Origin of the sequence: Brevundimonas sp. (genome assembly GCF_036402095.1) — a bacterium.
Taxonomy (GTDB): Bacteria; Pseudomonadota; Alphaproteobacteria; order Caulobacterales; family Caulobacteraceae; genus Brevundimonas.
This window is the reverse complement of the sequence record NZ_DASWTO010000010.1, coordinates 1-14570: the sequence shown is the minus strand read 5'-3', so window position 1 is coordinate 14570 and position 14570 is coordinate 1. Positions and strand designations below refer to the sequence as shown.

The following is a 14570-nucleotide window of genomic DNA, read 5'->3' as shown; positions in this document are numbered from 1 at the left end:
CCCTCGACGCTGACCGTCTCGCCCTCCCAGCTGGACCAGGCGATGGCGCAGCGCTCCCGCTCCGCCCGGTCGTCGCCGATCAGCCGCTTGTAGTAGGCCCCCATCAGGTCGTGCCGCTCGTTCTCGGGGATCGGGGCGAGGAACCGCTCCCAGGCGTCGGGGAACAGGTTCGAGGCCCCGTCCTGATAGAACCAGTGCAGCTCGGGCCGGGTCAGCAGGAAGATGCCGCGCAGCACCAGCGCCCTGGCCCGCTCGGGATGGGTGATGGCGTAGGCCATCGACAGGGTCGAACCCCAGCTGCCGCCGAACACCACCCATTTATCGACGCCCAGCAGCTCGCGCAGCCGCTCGATGTCCTCGATCAGCGTCCAGGTGGTGTTGTCCTCGAGCGAGGCGTTCGGGCGGCTGTTGCCGCAGCCGCGCTGGTCGAACAGGACGATGCGGTATTTCGCCGGGTCGAAATAGCGCCGCATGCCCGGGTTGACTGCGCCGCCCGGTCCGCCGTGCAGCACCACCACCGGCAGGCCCTGCGGATTGCCGCATTCCTCGTAGTAGATTTCGTGGACGCCGTCGGTGGGCATGAAGCCGGTGGCGTAGGGTTCGATCTCGGGAAACAGTTCGCGGCGCGGGATCTCGGGCACGGGGAAGGCCATACGGTTACTCGGTCTCTCTTCGTGGCGTCAGGCGGAGGGAATTTGTGTCCGCAATGCGGCAAAGGCGATCAAAAGCCAAGCCGCGATCATCAGCAGGGCGCCGATCGGAGCGACCGCGCCCATCGCCGGAAGGCTCAGCAGGGCGACCGCGGAAAGCGCGAGGGCGAACACCAGTCCGCCTGCGGCGGCCAGCCAGCCGGCCAGGGTGATCAGCGAGGCCCGGGCAGGCCAGACAGCGCAGACCAGGGCGGCGACGGTGTGAACCAGCTGGTAATGGGCCCCGGTGGTCAGCAGCGTCTTGACCTGCGGACCGGCGCCGTGCGCGGCGAAGGCGCCGAGCGTCACCGCCAGCGCGCCGTTCAGGGCGGCGAACACCGCCAGGCTCCGAGTCACTGTCATGAGCGAACGCTAGCCGACAGAATCCCGTGCGTCTGCTATTCGCCCGCCATGACCGCCGCCCAGCGCATGGCTTTGCAGTATGTGTTGCTCTTCGGCGCCAGTGGCGTGTCCCTGCCGTTTGCAGGCCTGTGGTTTCGCGCCCAGGGGTTGAGCGGGGCCGAAATCGGGACCCTGCTGGCCGCGCCGATGCTGGCCCGCGTCGTCACCGGCCCCCTGCTGGCGGTCTGGGCCGACGGCTTCCGCCGCCGCCGTACGCCGATCGCGCTGCTCGGCCTGGCCATGGCCGCCGGCTACGGCGCGGCCGGCCTGGTCGAGGGCCTGGCCGCCTGGGCCGTCTGCTGGTTCGTGGGCGCGACGGCCGCCGCCGCCCTGATTCCGCTGACCGATGTCCTGACCCTGCGGCTGGCCGCGCGGGACGGATTCAGCTTCTCCCTGCCGCGCGGCTGCGGCTCGGCGGCCTTCGTCGCCGCCAACGTCGGCGTCGGAGCCCTGCTGCTCACCGCGCCGGTCGACGTGATCATCATCTGGACCTGTGTCGCCGCCCTCGGCGCCACGGCCGTGGCGGCCTTCGTCCTGCCGCCGGAGCCGGTGGCCGAAGGCGTGCGCGTGGCCGGACTGGAGCGGTTCCGTGGCCTCGGCCGGCTCATCGCCGACCCGGTGTTCATGATCGCCATCTTCGCCGTCGGCGCCGTCCAGGCCGCCCACGCCTTCCAGTACGGCTTTTCGGCCATCCTGTGGAAAGGTCAGGGGATAAGCGAAGCGGTCACCGGCCAGCTGTGGGCCTTCGGGGTGATCGTCGAGATCGGGCTGATGTGGCTGTTCGAGCCTTGGCGCCGCCGCGCCGGGGTGGGCCCGTGGAGCCTGCTGATGGTCGGTTCGGCCGCCGCCGTGCTGCGCTGGAGCGCCATGGCCTTCGCCCCGCCGCTGTGGCTGCTGTGGCCGCTGCAGGCGCTGCACGCCCTGACCTTCGCCGCCACCTTCCTCGCCGGGGTGCAGATCGTCGAGCGTCTGGCGCCGCGCGACAGCCAGACGGCGGCCCAGACCATGGCGTCGGTGCTGTCGGCGGGCCTGCTGATCGGCCTGGCCACGGCTGCGTCGGGGCCGCTCTACGACCGCTTCGGCGCCGGCGGCTACTGGGCCATGGCCGCCATGGCCGCCGCTGGACTGCTCGCAGGCGCGCCGCTGCGGCGACGCCTGCGGGTTCCGCCTAGCTGAGGTCGCCGATCGCCGCGTCCAGCAGCATGAAGGCCCGCCCGCCGTCCGACGTCAGTCGTCCCAGCACGCCCGGCCCGTCGCCGGCCGCGGCCCGCGCCGCCAGGTCGCGCGAAAAGGTCCGCACATAGGCCTCGGCGTCCGCGCGCAGGTCGGCGTCGGTGAGCACCCTTCGGGAGACGCTGCGCACCGCCGCCGGCGCCACCCGGCGCACGATCTGTCGGGCCCGGTCGGCGTCGCCCGCGCCCACGGCCTGGGCGGCCTCCTCGACGCGCGACCGGGGCAGCAGGGCGTTGGGGTCGACGCCCATGCGGCGGATCGCGGCGGTGATCCGCTCGCCCAGCGCCTCGCCGTCGGACACCGGCATGACCGGAGTGTCGAGGTCCAGCGGCGCCTCGCCCGGCCCGCCCTCGTCGACCAGATCGCTCCAGCCCAGCCGGTCCTTCTCGGGCTGGTTCGGCGTCGCCGCGCCCGGCATGGGTTCCAGCTTCAGCCGCCCGCGCAGGCCGAAGCCGCGTGGTTCCTCGCGTTCGGGCCGCGGCCGCGCCGGCGCTTCCGGCTCCGGCGGCGGGCTGGCCGCGAGTGTGTCCCGGCGCCGGGCGGCGGTCGGGCTGTCGCCGGACACCACCCCCATCAGCCGCACGGCCTCGGTCAGCATGTCGTAGTTGCGCCGCACCCGCTCCTGGAAGCCCGCGTCCAGCGCCTCGGTGTCGGCGGCGGCCTTCTGCGAGGCGGCGGACAGGGCGGCGAGGCCTTCCTCGACCGAGGCCCGCACGGCCTCGACCCGCTTCTGCGCCTCCTCGGGCAGGCGCGCCGCCCGCTCGTCGAGGTCGGCCATGGCGTCGTCGATGCGCGAGAGGGCGGCGTTCATGCGCTCGACGGTGCTCTCCAGCTGCTCCAACGCATGCTGCCCCGCCTCGTCGACCAGGCTGCTGGTCTCGCTGACGATGCGCCGGGCGCTGTCCACCCGCGCGTCCGCGGCCTGATCGGCCTTCTGCGCCGCCTCGAACAGGGCCTCGCCCAGCCGGTCGGCGCGGACCTGGGCCTGTTCGGCCGCTTCCTCTGCCGCGAGCCGGGAGTCCTCGGCCGTGGCCTGCAGCGCGGCCAGCGCACGGCGGGTCTCCTCGACGAGGGCGTCGCGGGCCTCCGCGGCCAGCGCCTCGAACCGGTCAAGGGCCAGCTTGGTGGCGCTGTCGAAGCCGTCGGCCTCGCGCTGGGACATCTCGACGAGGGCGCGGAACTGGTCCGTCGCCGCCTCGACCAGGTCCTTGATGCTCTCGGTGGTGCGCAGCGAGGTCTGGCCCAGCTCGTCGGTGACGGCGCGGGTGGCGGACAGCTGCTCGGTCAGCTGGGCCCGCTGGCTCTCGACCTGGGCCGAGAAATCCTCCTGATCGGTGCGCAGGGCGTAGGCGGCCGTGACCAGGGCGGCGCGCTGCTGGCCCAGGCCCTCCTCGACCGACTGGATCTGCTCGGCGACGCCCGAGCCGGCGTTCTCCAGCCGCAGGGTCTGCCGGGCCAGGTCGTCGGCGGCGACGCGCGCCGCGTCCTGGGCCTCGCCGGCGGCGGCGGCGAGATCCGCGGCGCGGGCGGCGAGGGCGGCCTCGGCCTCGCGCAGCTGGGTCTGGGCGAGGTCGGAGGCGTCCACGACCATGCGCGACTGGCGTTCGACCGCGTCGATCACCCCGGTCGCCTGGCTGTCCAGCTGCACGCCGAGCGTCTGCATCTGGTCGCGCTCGTGGCCGAGCTGTTCGGCCAGCCGGCGGGCGGTGCGTCCGGCCGTCTCGGCGGCCTCGTTCAGACGCGCCGTCTCCTGCGCCAGCGCCTCGCGCAGCAGGGTCATGTCGTGCCGCGCGCGTTCGGCGGCCAGCGAAGCCTGGTCGATGTCGTTGCGCAGCGAATGCAGCACCTCCCCGGTCTGCTGGGCCGCCAGAGCCGTCGGCGCGATCAGCGCCTCGGACAGGCTGCGCGCCCGCCGCGTCTCGGCGGCCAGGCCCGCGCCCTGCCGAACGGCATGGGCCAGCATGATGGCCAGACCCGCGGGCGCGAGGGCGATCAGGGCGTAGACGGCCAGCCGCAGGGGCTCCAGTTCGGCGGCGCCCGAACCGATCTCGAAGGCCAGCCAGGCCGCGACGCCGCCGATCCACAGGGCGGCCGACACGCCGGCCAGCAGATAGGCGTGCCGCCCCGATGGGGCCGGGTCCGCCTGCCGCTGGAGCGGGGCGGGGGCCGGCGGCGCCTCATAGGCCACCGGCGGCGCGTCGGCGGACCGGGCCAGCTCCGGCGCGACGGCCGGGGCCTGGGCGGCCTCTTCGCGCCGGGCCGCCTCCGCGGCCCTCTGCTCGGCCTGGCGGCGCTCCTCGGCGAGGCGTCGGCGGCGGCGTTCGGACATCGGACGTTCGATCGCCGGTTCGGGAGCGGGTTCGGACGGAAGCTCCGGCGCGGCTTCGAACCCCGCCAGGGCGGCCTCCGGATCGGGGTCGGTCAGATTGAGCGGCGGCCGTTGGCGGGGCGACTTCATAAGGCGGCGATCTCGTCAGGATGCGACGTCGCGCAGCCGGGGCGCGCGACCCGTCAGAACCCTAGCGGCTCAATCGCGGCGCGCAAAGGCGAGAGCCGACGAATCCGGCGCGGGGTCAGCAGTCCTGCTTGCCTTCGGTGGCGGCGAGGATGGCCGTAGCCGGCTTGTCGCCGCAGTCGCCGACGCGGTGAACCTCGCGTTCGGGCTTCTCCGGGGCGCCGAGCTGCAGGCCGAACTGCGACAGGGCCGCCGCGGCCAGCATGGCGATGAAGCCGATGATCATTTCGATCAGCGCTTGCATCGCCGACCTCCCCCGTCCGGATTGACAGCCTCTTATGCCCTGAAAACGCCGTTCCGACAATCCGCCCCCCGATCGGAGCCTCCGGAGCGGCCGGCGGCGCCGGGCATGGAACGGAACGGCCCGGCATGCGTCCTGTAGAGCTTGGGCGCGCGCCGCCGTCATGCGAATCGGGCAGGCTGCCTCCATGAGCCTTTCGGCGGACGAACATAACCAGCCCTGGCTGGACCCCGGGCGGAACTGCTGGCGGGTCGAGACCGCCGGACGCTTCGCCGTGTTGATGGAGAACGCGGCCTATTTCGAGGCGCTGCGCTCGGCGCTCGACAAGGCGCGGCGGTCAGTCGTCATGCTGGGCTGGCAGTTCGATCCGCGCACGCGGCTGGACCCGGAAACCCTGCCCGACGATCATCATGCGCAGATCGGCCATCAGCTGCGCATGATGGTCAAGGCCCGGCCCGAGCTCGACGTCCGGCTGCTGATCTGGAAATCGCCGCTGGTCATCGCCGCCTCCCAGGGATTCTTCCCGCATCGGGCGCAGGGCTGGTTCCGCAAGCGCTTCGTGGAATTCCGGCTCGACCGCCCGGGGCCGCCCGGCGCCTGCCACCACCAGAAGGTGGTCATCATCGACGACGCGGTGGCCTTCTGCGGCGGCGGCGACGTCGCCACGGACCGGTGGGACTCGGAGGAGCACCTCGACGGCGATCCGCGCCGCTGCCAGCCCTCCGGCCTGATCCCGTCGCCCCGGCACGAGGTCATGTGCGTCATGGACGGTCCGGCCGCGCGCGCACTTGGCGACCTGGCCCGCGAGCGCTGGTTCCGCGCCACCTCCGAGCGGACCGTGGCCGACGAGGTCGCGGAGGACCCGTGGCCGGACGGCGTCGAGCCGGATCTCCACGACACTCCCGTCGGCATCGCCCGGACGGAGCCGGCCTGGGCCGCCCGGGCCGAGGTGCGCGAGAACGAGCACCTTCACCTCGACGCCATCCGCCGGGCGCGGCGGCTGATCTATTTCGAGAACCAGTATTTCACCTCGCCGAAGATCGCGGCCGCCCTGGCGGAACGACTGGCCGAACCCGATGGGCCGGAGGTCGTGCTGGTCTCCACCGGCGGCAGCCCCAGCTGGTTCGACCAGATGACCATGGATACGGCCCGGTCCGAGGTGCTGTTCCGGCTGGAGCAGGCCGATCGCAACAACCGCTTCTTCGCCTTCGCGCCCCACACCCGTGGCGGCGAACGGATCATCGTCCACGCCAAGGTGTCGGTCTACGACGACGAGGTGCTGCGGATCGGCTCGACCAATCTGAACAATCGCTCGTTCGGCTTTGACACCGAGTGCGATGTCGCCGCCGCGCCCGCGACAGAGGCCGGACGCGCCGCCATCCGCCGGTTCCGTCACCGCACCATCGGCCACTGGATCGGCGAAAGCGCCGAGGAGTTCGCGGCGGCAGAGGCGCTGGTGGGCTCGGTAGGCGAGGCCATCCAGCGCTTCGACACCGGCCGGATGCAGTCGCTGGGCGCCGCGCCGCCGTCGGCGCTCGAACGCTTCATCGCGGAGTTCCAGCTGGGCGATCCGACCTCGCCCGCCGACGCCTTCCGGCCGTGGAAGCGGCGCAGCCCTTCGCAGCGCAATCAGCCCCGGATCAGCGGCTGATCTCGAAGTCCACGACCAGCGGCAGATGGTCCGAGGCCATCCGGGCGAGGGGCGAGAAGGGGGCCGTGACCCCGGTCACCACCAGCTCCGGACTGGTGAAGCAGTGGTCGATGCGGATGGCCGGGAAGCTGGACGGGAAGGTCTTCACCGATGGTCGCAGCCCCAACGCGCGCTGGCAGTCTGACAGCCGCCGCGCCAGCGCCTGGTAGGGCCGGGTGATGGAGGTGGCGTTGAAGTCGCCGGTCAGCAGCGTCGGGCCGACGCAGGACGGATGCCCCAGCCAGCCTTCGCCCAGCAGGGCGGCGGCCTGAAGCCGCTGTTCGCGCGGCACCAGGCCCAGGTGGGTGTTGATGACGTTGAGGTTCACCCCGTCGAAGTCGATCGCGGCCCACAGCGCGCCGCGCGGCTCCAGGCCCGGCACGCCGCGGATCGTCGGCAGCGCCCCCGACTTGACCAGCCGTTCGGGCCGCAGCGTCAGGATGGCGTCGCCATACTGTTCGGCCTCGACCTTCATGGCCGCGTGGAAGTGAAAGGTCATCGCCAGACGATCGGCGATGGCGCTCGCCTGATCCACCAGTCCGGTGCGGGCGCGGCCGACGTCGAGCTCCTGCAGGCAGACGATGTCCGGCTCGTGTTCGGCGATGACCGCCGCGATCCGACCGACATCCAGCCGGCGATCGACGCCGACGCAGCGATGCACATTGTAGGTCAGCAGGCGGGGCATGAGGTCCTGGGAGGGGGCCGAAGCGCTCTGAGGCGGCCGGGCTAGGCCATTTCAATCAGGAATGCGACCCCCGTGCGACGCGTTCCGGCGGCGGTTCAGATCACGACCAGGCGGTCCGGGACCTCGTTGGGATTGGCGGGGTGCGGCGGGAAATGCGCCGCCAGAACCTCGCCGCACAGGCCGATGGCGGCCTCAAAGCCCGCCGCCGGATCGCCGCGCTTCAGGCCCGCGGACAGCGCCTCGGCCGCGTCCCCCCACACCGCGTGGTCGACCCGGTCGTAGATTCCCTTGTCGGCGACGACCTCCACCTGATGGTCGGACAGGCCGGCGAAGATCAGCACCCCCGTCCGCGCCTCGGTCACATGCAGGCCGTGGGCGAGGAACTGCCGCACGGCAGCGTCCCGCACCCGGGCCCGCCGGATGGCGCGCGGGGTCACCCAGCGCGTGACCGTCGGCAGCCGGGTGACCAGATAGGTGAGCAGGAAGACGACCGCCTGGATCACGGCGTAGGCGCCGAGGGCCTGACCGATCGACACCTCCCGCGAGGCGAGGTGGGCCGCTTCCCAGCCGTCGGCCATGCCCGGGATCCACGAAGTGTCGAAGCCGAGCGGGATCAGGCCCAGCGGCAGCACCAGCGCCGCCGCCGCGGCCCAGGCCAGCGAGACGTCGCGATAGGATGACACCCGCCGGGCCAGCACGCAGAAGATTTCGCCCGAGGTGCGGCTCTCCGCCGCCGCGATGGCTGCGGCGATCCGGTCGTGGGCCTCGGTCGTGAGTTTGATCACCATCCTCCGGACGCGCCCCCGCCGCCAAAGCCGCCGCCGCCGCCGCCGAACCCGCCGCCGCCGCCGAACCCTCCACCGCCGCCGAAGCCGCCGCCGCGGCCGCTGTTGCGCATCGCTTCTGACGCCGCCCAGATCAGGATCGGGGCCACGCCGGACCCGCGCCGGCGCCGCCCGCCCCGCGTCAGTCCGCCGATCATGCCGGTGAACATCAGGAACAGGATCACGCTGATCATGATCATCGGGCCGACCGGCACGCCCGCCTTGGGCCGGGCGGTCGCGGCCGCGGCGGCCCGGGCCTGCGCTTCCGCCGGATCGAGGCGCAGCTGCCGGTCGATCGCGTCGACGCCGCGTTCGATGCCGCGTTCGAACGAGCCCTCGCGGAACGAGGGCAGGATTTCATTCTGGATGATCAGCGCCGACAGGGCGTCGGTGAGCACGCCTTCCAGCCCGTAGCCGACCTCGATGCGGACCTTGCGCTCCTCCGGGGCCACCAGCAGCAGGACGCCATTGTCCTCGTCGGTCTGGCCGATCCCCCAGGCCCGCCCCAGCCGGTAGCCATAGTCCTCGATCTCAAGGCCCTGCAGGCCGTCGAGGGTGACCACCACAAGCTGGTCGGAGGTGTCCCGCTCCAGCGCTTCCAGCTTCGTCGTCAGCGCCGCCTCCGTCTCCGGGGACAGCAGGTTCGCCTGATCGACGACCCGGCCGGTCAGGGCCGGGAAGGCCGGATCCTTCGCTTGGGCCGCGGCCGCCGACGCGCAGGCCAGCCAGAAGCCGGCCAGCAGGGCGACCAGCAGCGCCGGCAGACGGCCTGTCCCGCGGATCGGGGCTGAACTCACTGCGCGGGCGGGGCCGCGCCGGGCGTCACAGGCGCGGCGCCGCCGCCGGGCTGGGCCGCGCTACCCGGCCGGGCGGGGTTGAGGGCGTCGAAATTGACCGTCGGCGCGGTCTGGGCCTGCTCCGTCGCCGTGAACAGCTGCATTGGCTCCGAGCCCCCGTGGATGGTTTTGGCCCAGATCACCGTCGGGAAGGTCCGCAGCGAGGTGTTGTAGTCGCGCACCGCCTCGTTGTAGTCGCGCCGCGCCACGGCGATGCGGTTCTCGGTGCCTTCCAGCTGCGATTGCAGGGCGATGAAATTCTGGTTCGACCTGACCTCCGGATAGCGCTCGACGACCAGCATCAGGCGCGACAGGGCCTGCGACAGCTCTCCCTGGGCGGCTTGGTAGCGCTGGAAGGCGGCGGGATCGGTCAGGGTCTCGGGCGTCACCGTCACGCCGGTGGCGCGGGCGCGGGCCTCGATCACCTGGGTCAGGGTCGTGCGTTCGGCGATGGCCGCGCCCTGCACCGTGGCGACCAGGTTCGGAATCAGGTCCGACCGCCGCTGGTACTGCGACTGCACATCGGCCCAGCGCGCCTTGGCGGCCTCTTCCTTGGTCGGGATCGTATTGATGCCGCAACCTGTCACGGCGGGGGCCAGCACCACGACCGCGGCGATGGCCGCCGTCCGGGAGTTCAAGGCAATCATCGTCGTCTCCTGAAAGGCTGCAGGCCCGGATGAACGACTATCGGAGGTTAGGGTTCGCCGTTCAAGCGTCCAGCGACTCCGGCGCCACGCCGGCGGCGCGGCAGGCGGCCGTATAGGTGTTGGCCAGCAGGCAGGCGATGGTCATCGGGCCCACCCCGCCCGGGACCGGGGTGATCCGCCCGGCCACCGCCGCGGCCTCGTCGAAGGCCACGTCGCCGACGACCCGGGTCTTGCCCTGCGCCGCCTTCATCGGGTCGCGCGAGGGGACCCGGTTGATGCCGACGTCGATCACCGTCGCGCCGGGGCGGATCCAGTCGCCGCGGATCATCTCCGGCCGGCCGACGGCGGCCACGAGGATATCCGCCGTGCGGCACAGGTCCGGCAGGTCGCGCGTCCTCGAATGGGCGATGGTCACCGTGCAGCTCTCGCCCAGCAGCAGCTGGGCCATCGGCTTGCCGACGATGTTGGAGCGGCCGACGATCACTGCGTTCAGCCCCGCCAGCTCGCCCAGCTCGTGCTTCAGCAGCATCAGGCAGCCCAGCGGCGTGCACGGCACCAGACCCGGCAGGCCGACGGCCAGCCGCCCGGCGTTGACCACGTGGAATCCGTCAACGTCCTTGTCCGGGTCGATCGCGCCCAGAACGGCCGCCGCATCGATGTGGCGGGGCAGGGGCAGCTGCACGAGGATGCCGTGCACGCCCGCGTCGGCGTTCAGCGCCGCGATCAGTTCCAGCAGCGTCTCCTGATCCGTCTCGACCGGCAGCCGGTGCGTGTCGGAGCGCATCCCGGCCCGCAGTGTGGTCTCGCCCTTGTTGCGGACATAGATCTGGCTGGCCGGATCGTCGCCGACGATGACCACCGCCAGACCGGGCTTGACCCGGTGCGCCGCCTCCAGCCTCGCCGAGGCGGCGGCGACGCGCTCCACCAGGCCGGCGGCGAAGGCCTTGCCGTCGATCAGGGTCGCGCGGGCGGGATCGGCCGTCATGGTCTCGGCTCCGGTCGTCAGGAATCGTGCGGTGAGCGCGATTTACAGACGGCGCGGTTCGGCGTCTATGATCAGGGCCGTATTCAGGGGGACCGCATGCGCCGTCAGACCATTCTCGCCGCCGTCAGCTGTCTGGCCCTCGTCCTGGCCGCCGGCCCCGTGCTGGCGCAGTCCGTCGAGCCGCTGGCCGTGGGCGCTTCGGTCGAGGGAGAGATTCGTGAGGGGGATTTCACGGCCGACGATGACGCCTGGCGCTACGACGACTACGCCGTCACGGCGCGGGCGGGCCAGCGGCTGGAGGCCGTGCTGCGCTCGGCCGAGTTCGACGCCTATCTGGAAATCTTCGCCGAAGGCGGCGCCGCCGAACCCCTGGCGTCCGACGACGACGGTCTTGGCGACGGCACCCACTCCCGCCTGCGCTTCACCGCCCCCGCCGCCGGGACCTACATCCTGCGCGCCCGGCCGCTGTCGGGGCTGGAGGGCGGCGACTACAGCCTCAGCCTGACGGAACGGCCGGCCCCGCCGCGCGCGCCGCGCCCCTCCGCCATCCGCCTCGGCCAGACCGTCAACGGCGACCTGTCGAGCCGCGATCCGGAAACGGAGGACGGACTGGCCTACGACGCCTTCAGCTTCCGGGCCCGGCGCGGCGACCGCTTCGCGCTGTCGCTGGACAGCGAGGCCTTCGATCCCCTGCTGCGCGTCGGCCGTATGCAGGGCGGAGATTTCGTCGAACTGGCCCAGAACGATGACGGCCCCGACAGCGGCCTCAATTCGCGCCTGGTCTTCGCCGCGCCCGAGGACGGCGAGTATCTGATCCGGGTCACGCCGCTGACCGCGGCCGACACCGGCGCCTATTCCCTCCGCCTGCAGGAGGGCCCGCCCCCCGTCGCTGCCCAGTCCATCGCCATCGGCGACAGCATCGAGGGCCAGCTGACCGAGACCGACGGCAAGAGCGACAGCGACATCCCGGCCGACGCCTACCGGTTCGAAGGCCGCGAGGGCCAGCGCATCCGCATCGAAATGAGCTCCGACGACTTCGACACCTATCTGGAGCTGTTCGACGACAACCGCGTCAGCCTCGAGCAGGACGACGACGGCGGCGCCGAGGGCACCAACTCCCGCCTTGTCTTCACTCTGCCGCGCACCGGGCCCTACATCGTCGAGGCCCGGGCCTTCTCAGCGGCCACGGGCGACTACAGCCTGTCGATCTCCGAGGTCGAGCCGGACCGCGCGCCCGAGCCCATCGCCTTCGGCGCCACCCTGCAGGGCGAAATCGGCGAGAGCGACCCGCGCGACGACGAGGATCGCGGCTACGACGCCTTCACCTTCTCCGGGCGCGAGGGCCAGCGCATCCAGGCCATCATGCGCTCGGGCGACTTCGACACCTATCTGCAGCTCGGCAAGGCCGAAGGCGACTTCAGCGCCATCGCGTCGGACGACGACGGCCTGATGGAGGGCACCGACTCGCGCCTCAGCTTCACCCTGCCGGACGACGGCGACTACGTCCTGCGCGCCCTGCCGCTCGGGTCCGATGCCGACGGCCTCTACGCCCTCGAACTGATCGACCGCGGCCCGCAGCCGTTGCCCGGCAGCGTTCTGGTCGGCTCAACGGCCTGGGGCGCCCTGACCGAGGAGGACGCCACCACCGACAGCAACAGCTTCTACGACGCCTATCGCGTCACCGTGCGCGAGGACGAGAAGCTGCTGATCACCATGGTGTCCAACGACGTGGACAGCTTCGTCGCCATCGGGCGCGAGGAGGCCGGCAAGTTCGAAATTCTCGGCTCCGATGACGACGGTCTCACCGACACCCACGCCAGGCTGGAGTGGACGGCGCCCGAGGACGGGACGTTCGAGATCCGGGCGGGGGCCTATCAGCAGGGCCAGACGGGCGTCTACGCCCTGACGGTCGAGAAACAGCCCTGAACCACCGCGACCGGCGGAGTAAGCGTTTGACCGACATCACCGCCCGCAAGGACCAGCATCTCGACGTGATCCTGGCGGGGAAGGCGCGGCACGGCCTCGATACCGGCTTCGCCGCCGTCCGCTTCGTGCACGAGGCGCTGCCCGATCTCGACCACGGCAAGATCGACCTCGGGGCAGACTTCCTCGGCCGCCGGTTGAAGGCGCCCCTGCTGATCAGTTCGATGACCGGCGGTCCCAGCCGGGCCGAGGCCATCAACGCCCGGCTGGCCGAGGCGGCCCAGCACCTCGGCATCGCCCTCGCCGTCGGCTCCCAGCGCGCGGCCCTCGCGGCGGACGGGCCCACGCCGGGGCTCGACATGGCCCTGCGGCTCAAGGCCCCCGACACTCCGATCCTCGCCAATATCGGGGCCGCACAGCTGACCCGCGGCTTCGGTGTCGACGAGGCGCGGCGGGTGCTGGACATGGTCGCGGCCGACGCCCTGATTGTGCACCTCAACCCGCTCCAGGAAGCCTGCCAGCCCGAGGGCGACCGCGACTGGTGGGGCGTGGGCGCGGCGCTGCAGGCGCTGGTCAAGGCGCTGGACGCCCCGGTGCTGGTCAAGGAGACCGGCGCCGGCATCTCGGCCGCCACCGCGAAACGGCTGGTCGAGATGGGCGTCGCGGGCATCGACGTGGCGGGCGCCGGCGGCTCCAACTGGGCCACGGTCGAGGGCGAGCGCGCCACGGACGCCGGCGACAAGGCCCACGCCGCCGCCTTCGCCGACTGGGGCATCCCGACCGCCCGCGCCATCGCCGAGGTCCGCGCCGCCTGCCCCAGGGCGATGATCATCGGCTCGGGCGGCGTGGCCGACGGCGTCGACGCGGCCCGCGCCATCCGCCTCGGGGCCGACATGGTCGGTCAGGCCGCCGGCGTGCTGGCCGCCGCCACGGTCTCGACCGAGGCGGTGATCGAGCATTTCCAGACCGTGATCCGCCAGCTCCGCACCGTCTGCTTCTGCACCGGCTCGGCCAACCTGACCGCCCTGCGCAAGGCGCCGCTGCAGGCCTAGGCCGAGGGCAGCAGGTCGCCCGCGAACGTCCGGTACCGCCCCGCCCGCACCCCGTCGGTCGCCCGGGCGATGTCCGGCGCGAAATAGTGGTCCGAACCATAGGCGGCGGCCGCCTCGCGCACGATGTCGAACACCTGCTCCAGCGTCGGCGAGGTCGTCAGCGGCCGGTGGAATTCGATCCCCTGCGCCGCCGCCAGCAACTCGATGGCCACCACCGTGGCGGTGTTCTCGGCCATGTCGAGCAGCCGCCGCGCGCCGTGCGTGGCCATGGACACGTGGTCTTCCTGGTTGGCGCTGGTCGGCACGGTGTCGACGCTGCACGGATGGGCCACCATCCGGTTCTCGGCCACCAGCGCCGCCGCCGTCACCTGGGCGATCATGAAGCCGGAGTTCAGCCCGCTCTCCTTCACGAGGAAGGCGGGCAGGTCGCTCATCTTCGGATCCACCAGAATCGACGTCCGCCGCTCGGAGATATTGCCGATCTCGCACAGCGCCATGGCGATCTGATCTGCAGCGAAAGCAACAGGTTCGGCGTGGAAGTTGCCGCCCGAGATCACATCGCCCTCGTCGATGAAGACCAGTGGGTTGTCGGTCACCGCATTGGCTTCGCGCGCCAGGGTGGCGGCGGCGTTGCGCAGAACGTCCAGCACCGCGCCCATGACCTGCGGCTGGCAGCGCAGGGAGTAGGGGTCCTGCACCTTGGCGCAGCCCTCGCGGTGGCTCTCGCGGATGGCGCTGCCCGCCATCAGCCCCCGCAGGCGGGCGGCGACGTCGATCTGGCCCGGCTGGCCGCGCAGGGCGTGGATGCGCGGATCGAACGGCGCGTCCGAACCCTTCAGCGCATCGAC

General features: G+C 72.1%; 14 protein-coding genes. 4 read left to right on the top strand and 10 right to left on the bottom strand.

The window, feature by feature from the left end:
- Together pip and VGD32_RS00835 are read right to left on the bottom strand one after the other, a co-directional pair.
- On the bottom strand, nt 1–653 hold a 653-nt coding region (gene pip / locus VGD32_RS00840; RefSeq protein ID WP_331030013.1), incomplete at its 3' end, for a prolyl aminopeptidase.
- 27 nt (nt 654–680) lie between these two features.
- Nucleotides 681–1052, bottom strand: a complete 372-nt coding sequence (locus VGD32_RS00835; protein ID WP_331030012.1) for a DUF423 domain-containing protein — start codon at nt 1050–1052, stop codon at nt 681–683.
- A gap of 48 nt (nt 1053–1100) precedes the next feature.
- Here VGD32_RS00835 and VGD32_RS00830 point away from each other — a divergent pair, with 48 nt between their 5' ends.
- Nucleotides 1101–2267 carry an MFS transporter gene (locus tag VGD32_RS00830; protein WP_331030011.1) on the top strand — a complete coding sequence of 389 codons (1167 nt, stop codon included), beginning with the start codon at nt 1101–1103 and terminating at the stop codon, nt 2265–2267.
- Here VGD32_RS00830 and VGD32_RS00825 read toward each other — a convergent pair.
- A complete protein-coding gene (locus tag VGD32_RS00825) occupies nt 2260–4782 on the bottom strand; it encodes a tipN (RefSeq protein ID WP_331030010.1) in 2523 nt (840 codons plus the stop codon). The two genes, VGD32_RS00830 and VGD32_RS00825, sit on opposite strands and share 8 nt — an antisense overlap.
- 115 nt (nt 4783–4897) lie before the next feature.
- Entirely contained in the window at nt 4898–5083 is a 186-nt protein-coding gene (locus tag VGD32_RS00820; protein ID WP_331030009.1) for a hypothetical protein, read from the bottom strand.
- 184 nt (nt 5084–5267) lie between these two features.
- Here VGD32_RS00820 and VGD32_RS00815 point away from each other — a divergent pair, with 184 nt between their 5' ends.
- The gene (locus VGD32_RS00815) at nt 5268–6731 is read left to right on the top strand and encodes a phospholipase D-like domain-containing protein (protein ID WP_331030008.1); all 1464 of its coding nucleotides are present in this window, start codon (nt 5268–5270) and stop codon (nt 6729–6731) included.
- Here VGD32_RS00815 and VGD32_RS00810 read toward each other — a convergent pair.
- The 5 genes from VGD32_RS00810 to VGD32_RS00790 form a co-directional block, all read right to left on the bottom strand.
- Nucleotides 6721–7455, bottom strand: a complete 735-nt coding sequence (locus VGD32_RS00810) for an endonuclease/exonuclease/phosphatase family protein (protein ID WP_331030007.1) — start codon at nt 7453–7455, stop codon at nt 6721–6723. The two genes, VGD32_RS00815 and VGD32_RS00810, sit on opposite strands and share 11 nt — an antisense overlap.
- Before the next feature lie 95 nt (nt 7456–7550).
- Nucleotides 7551–8243, bottom strand: a complete 693-nt coding sequence (locus VGD32_RS00805) for a TPM domain-containing protein (protein WP_331030006.1) — start codon at nt 8241–8243, stop codon at nt 7551–7553.
- Entirely contained in the window at nt 8237–9076 is an 840-nt protein-coding gene (locus VGD32_RS00800) for a TPM domain-containing protein (RefSeq protein WP_331030005.1), read from the bottom strand. Before VGD32_RS00800 ends, VGD32_RS00805 begins: the two co-directional genes overlap by 7 nt.
- Nucleotides 9073–9762 (bottom strand): LemA family protein, encoded by a 690-nt coding sequence (locus VGD32_RS00795; protein WP_331030004.1) that lies wholly within the window; start codon nt 9760–9762, stop codon nt 9073–9075. The genes VGD32_RS00800 and VGD32_RS00795 overlap by 4 nt, the downstream gene beginning before the upstream one ends.
- A 61-nt stretch (nt 9763–9823) precedes the next feature.
- Complete coding sequence (locus VGD32_RS00790) at nt 9824–10747, bottom strand: bifunctional methylenetetrahydrofolate dehydrogenase/methenyltetrahydrofolate cyclohydrolase (RefSeq protein ID WP_331030003.1); 924 nt, start codon at nt 10745–10747, stop codon at nt 9824–9826.
- 96 nt (nt 10748–10843) lie between these two features.
- Here VGD32_RS00790 and VGD32_RS00785 point away from each other — a divergent pair, with 96 nt between their 5' ends.
- Together VGD32_RS00785 and fni are read left to right on the top strand one after the other, a co-directional pair.
- Nucleotides 10844–12673 carry a PPC domain-containing protein gene (locus tag VGD32_RS00785; protein ID WP_331030002.1) on the top strand — a complete coding sequence of 610 codons (1830 nt, stop codon included), beginning with the start codon at nt 10844–10846 and terminating at the stop codon, nt 12671–12673.
- 26 nt (nt 12674–12699) lie between these two features.
- Complete coding sequence (fni, locus tag VGD32_RS00780; RefSeq protein ID WP_331030001.1) at nt 12700–13722, top strand: type 2 isopentenyl-diphosphate Delta-isomerase; 1023 nt, start codon at nt 12700–12702, stop codon at nt 13720–13722.
- Here the strand turns inward: fni and VGD32_RS00775 are convergent.
- Nucleotides 13719–14570, bottom strand: an 852-nt coding sequence (locus VGD32_RS00775) for an aromatic amino acid lyase (protein ID WP_331030000.1), incomplete at its 5' end; no start/stop codon positions are given. The two genes, fni and VGD32_RS00775, sit on opposite strands and share 4 nt — an antisense overlap.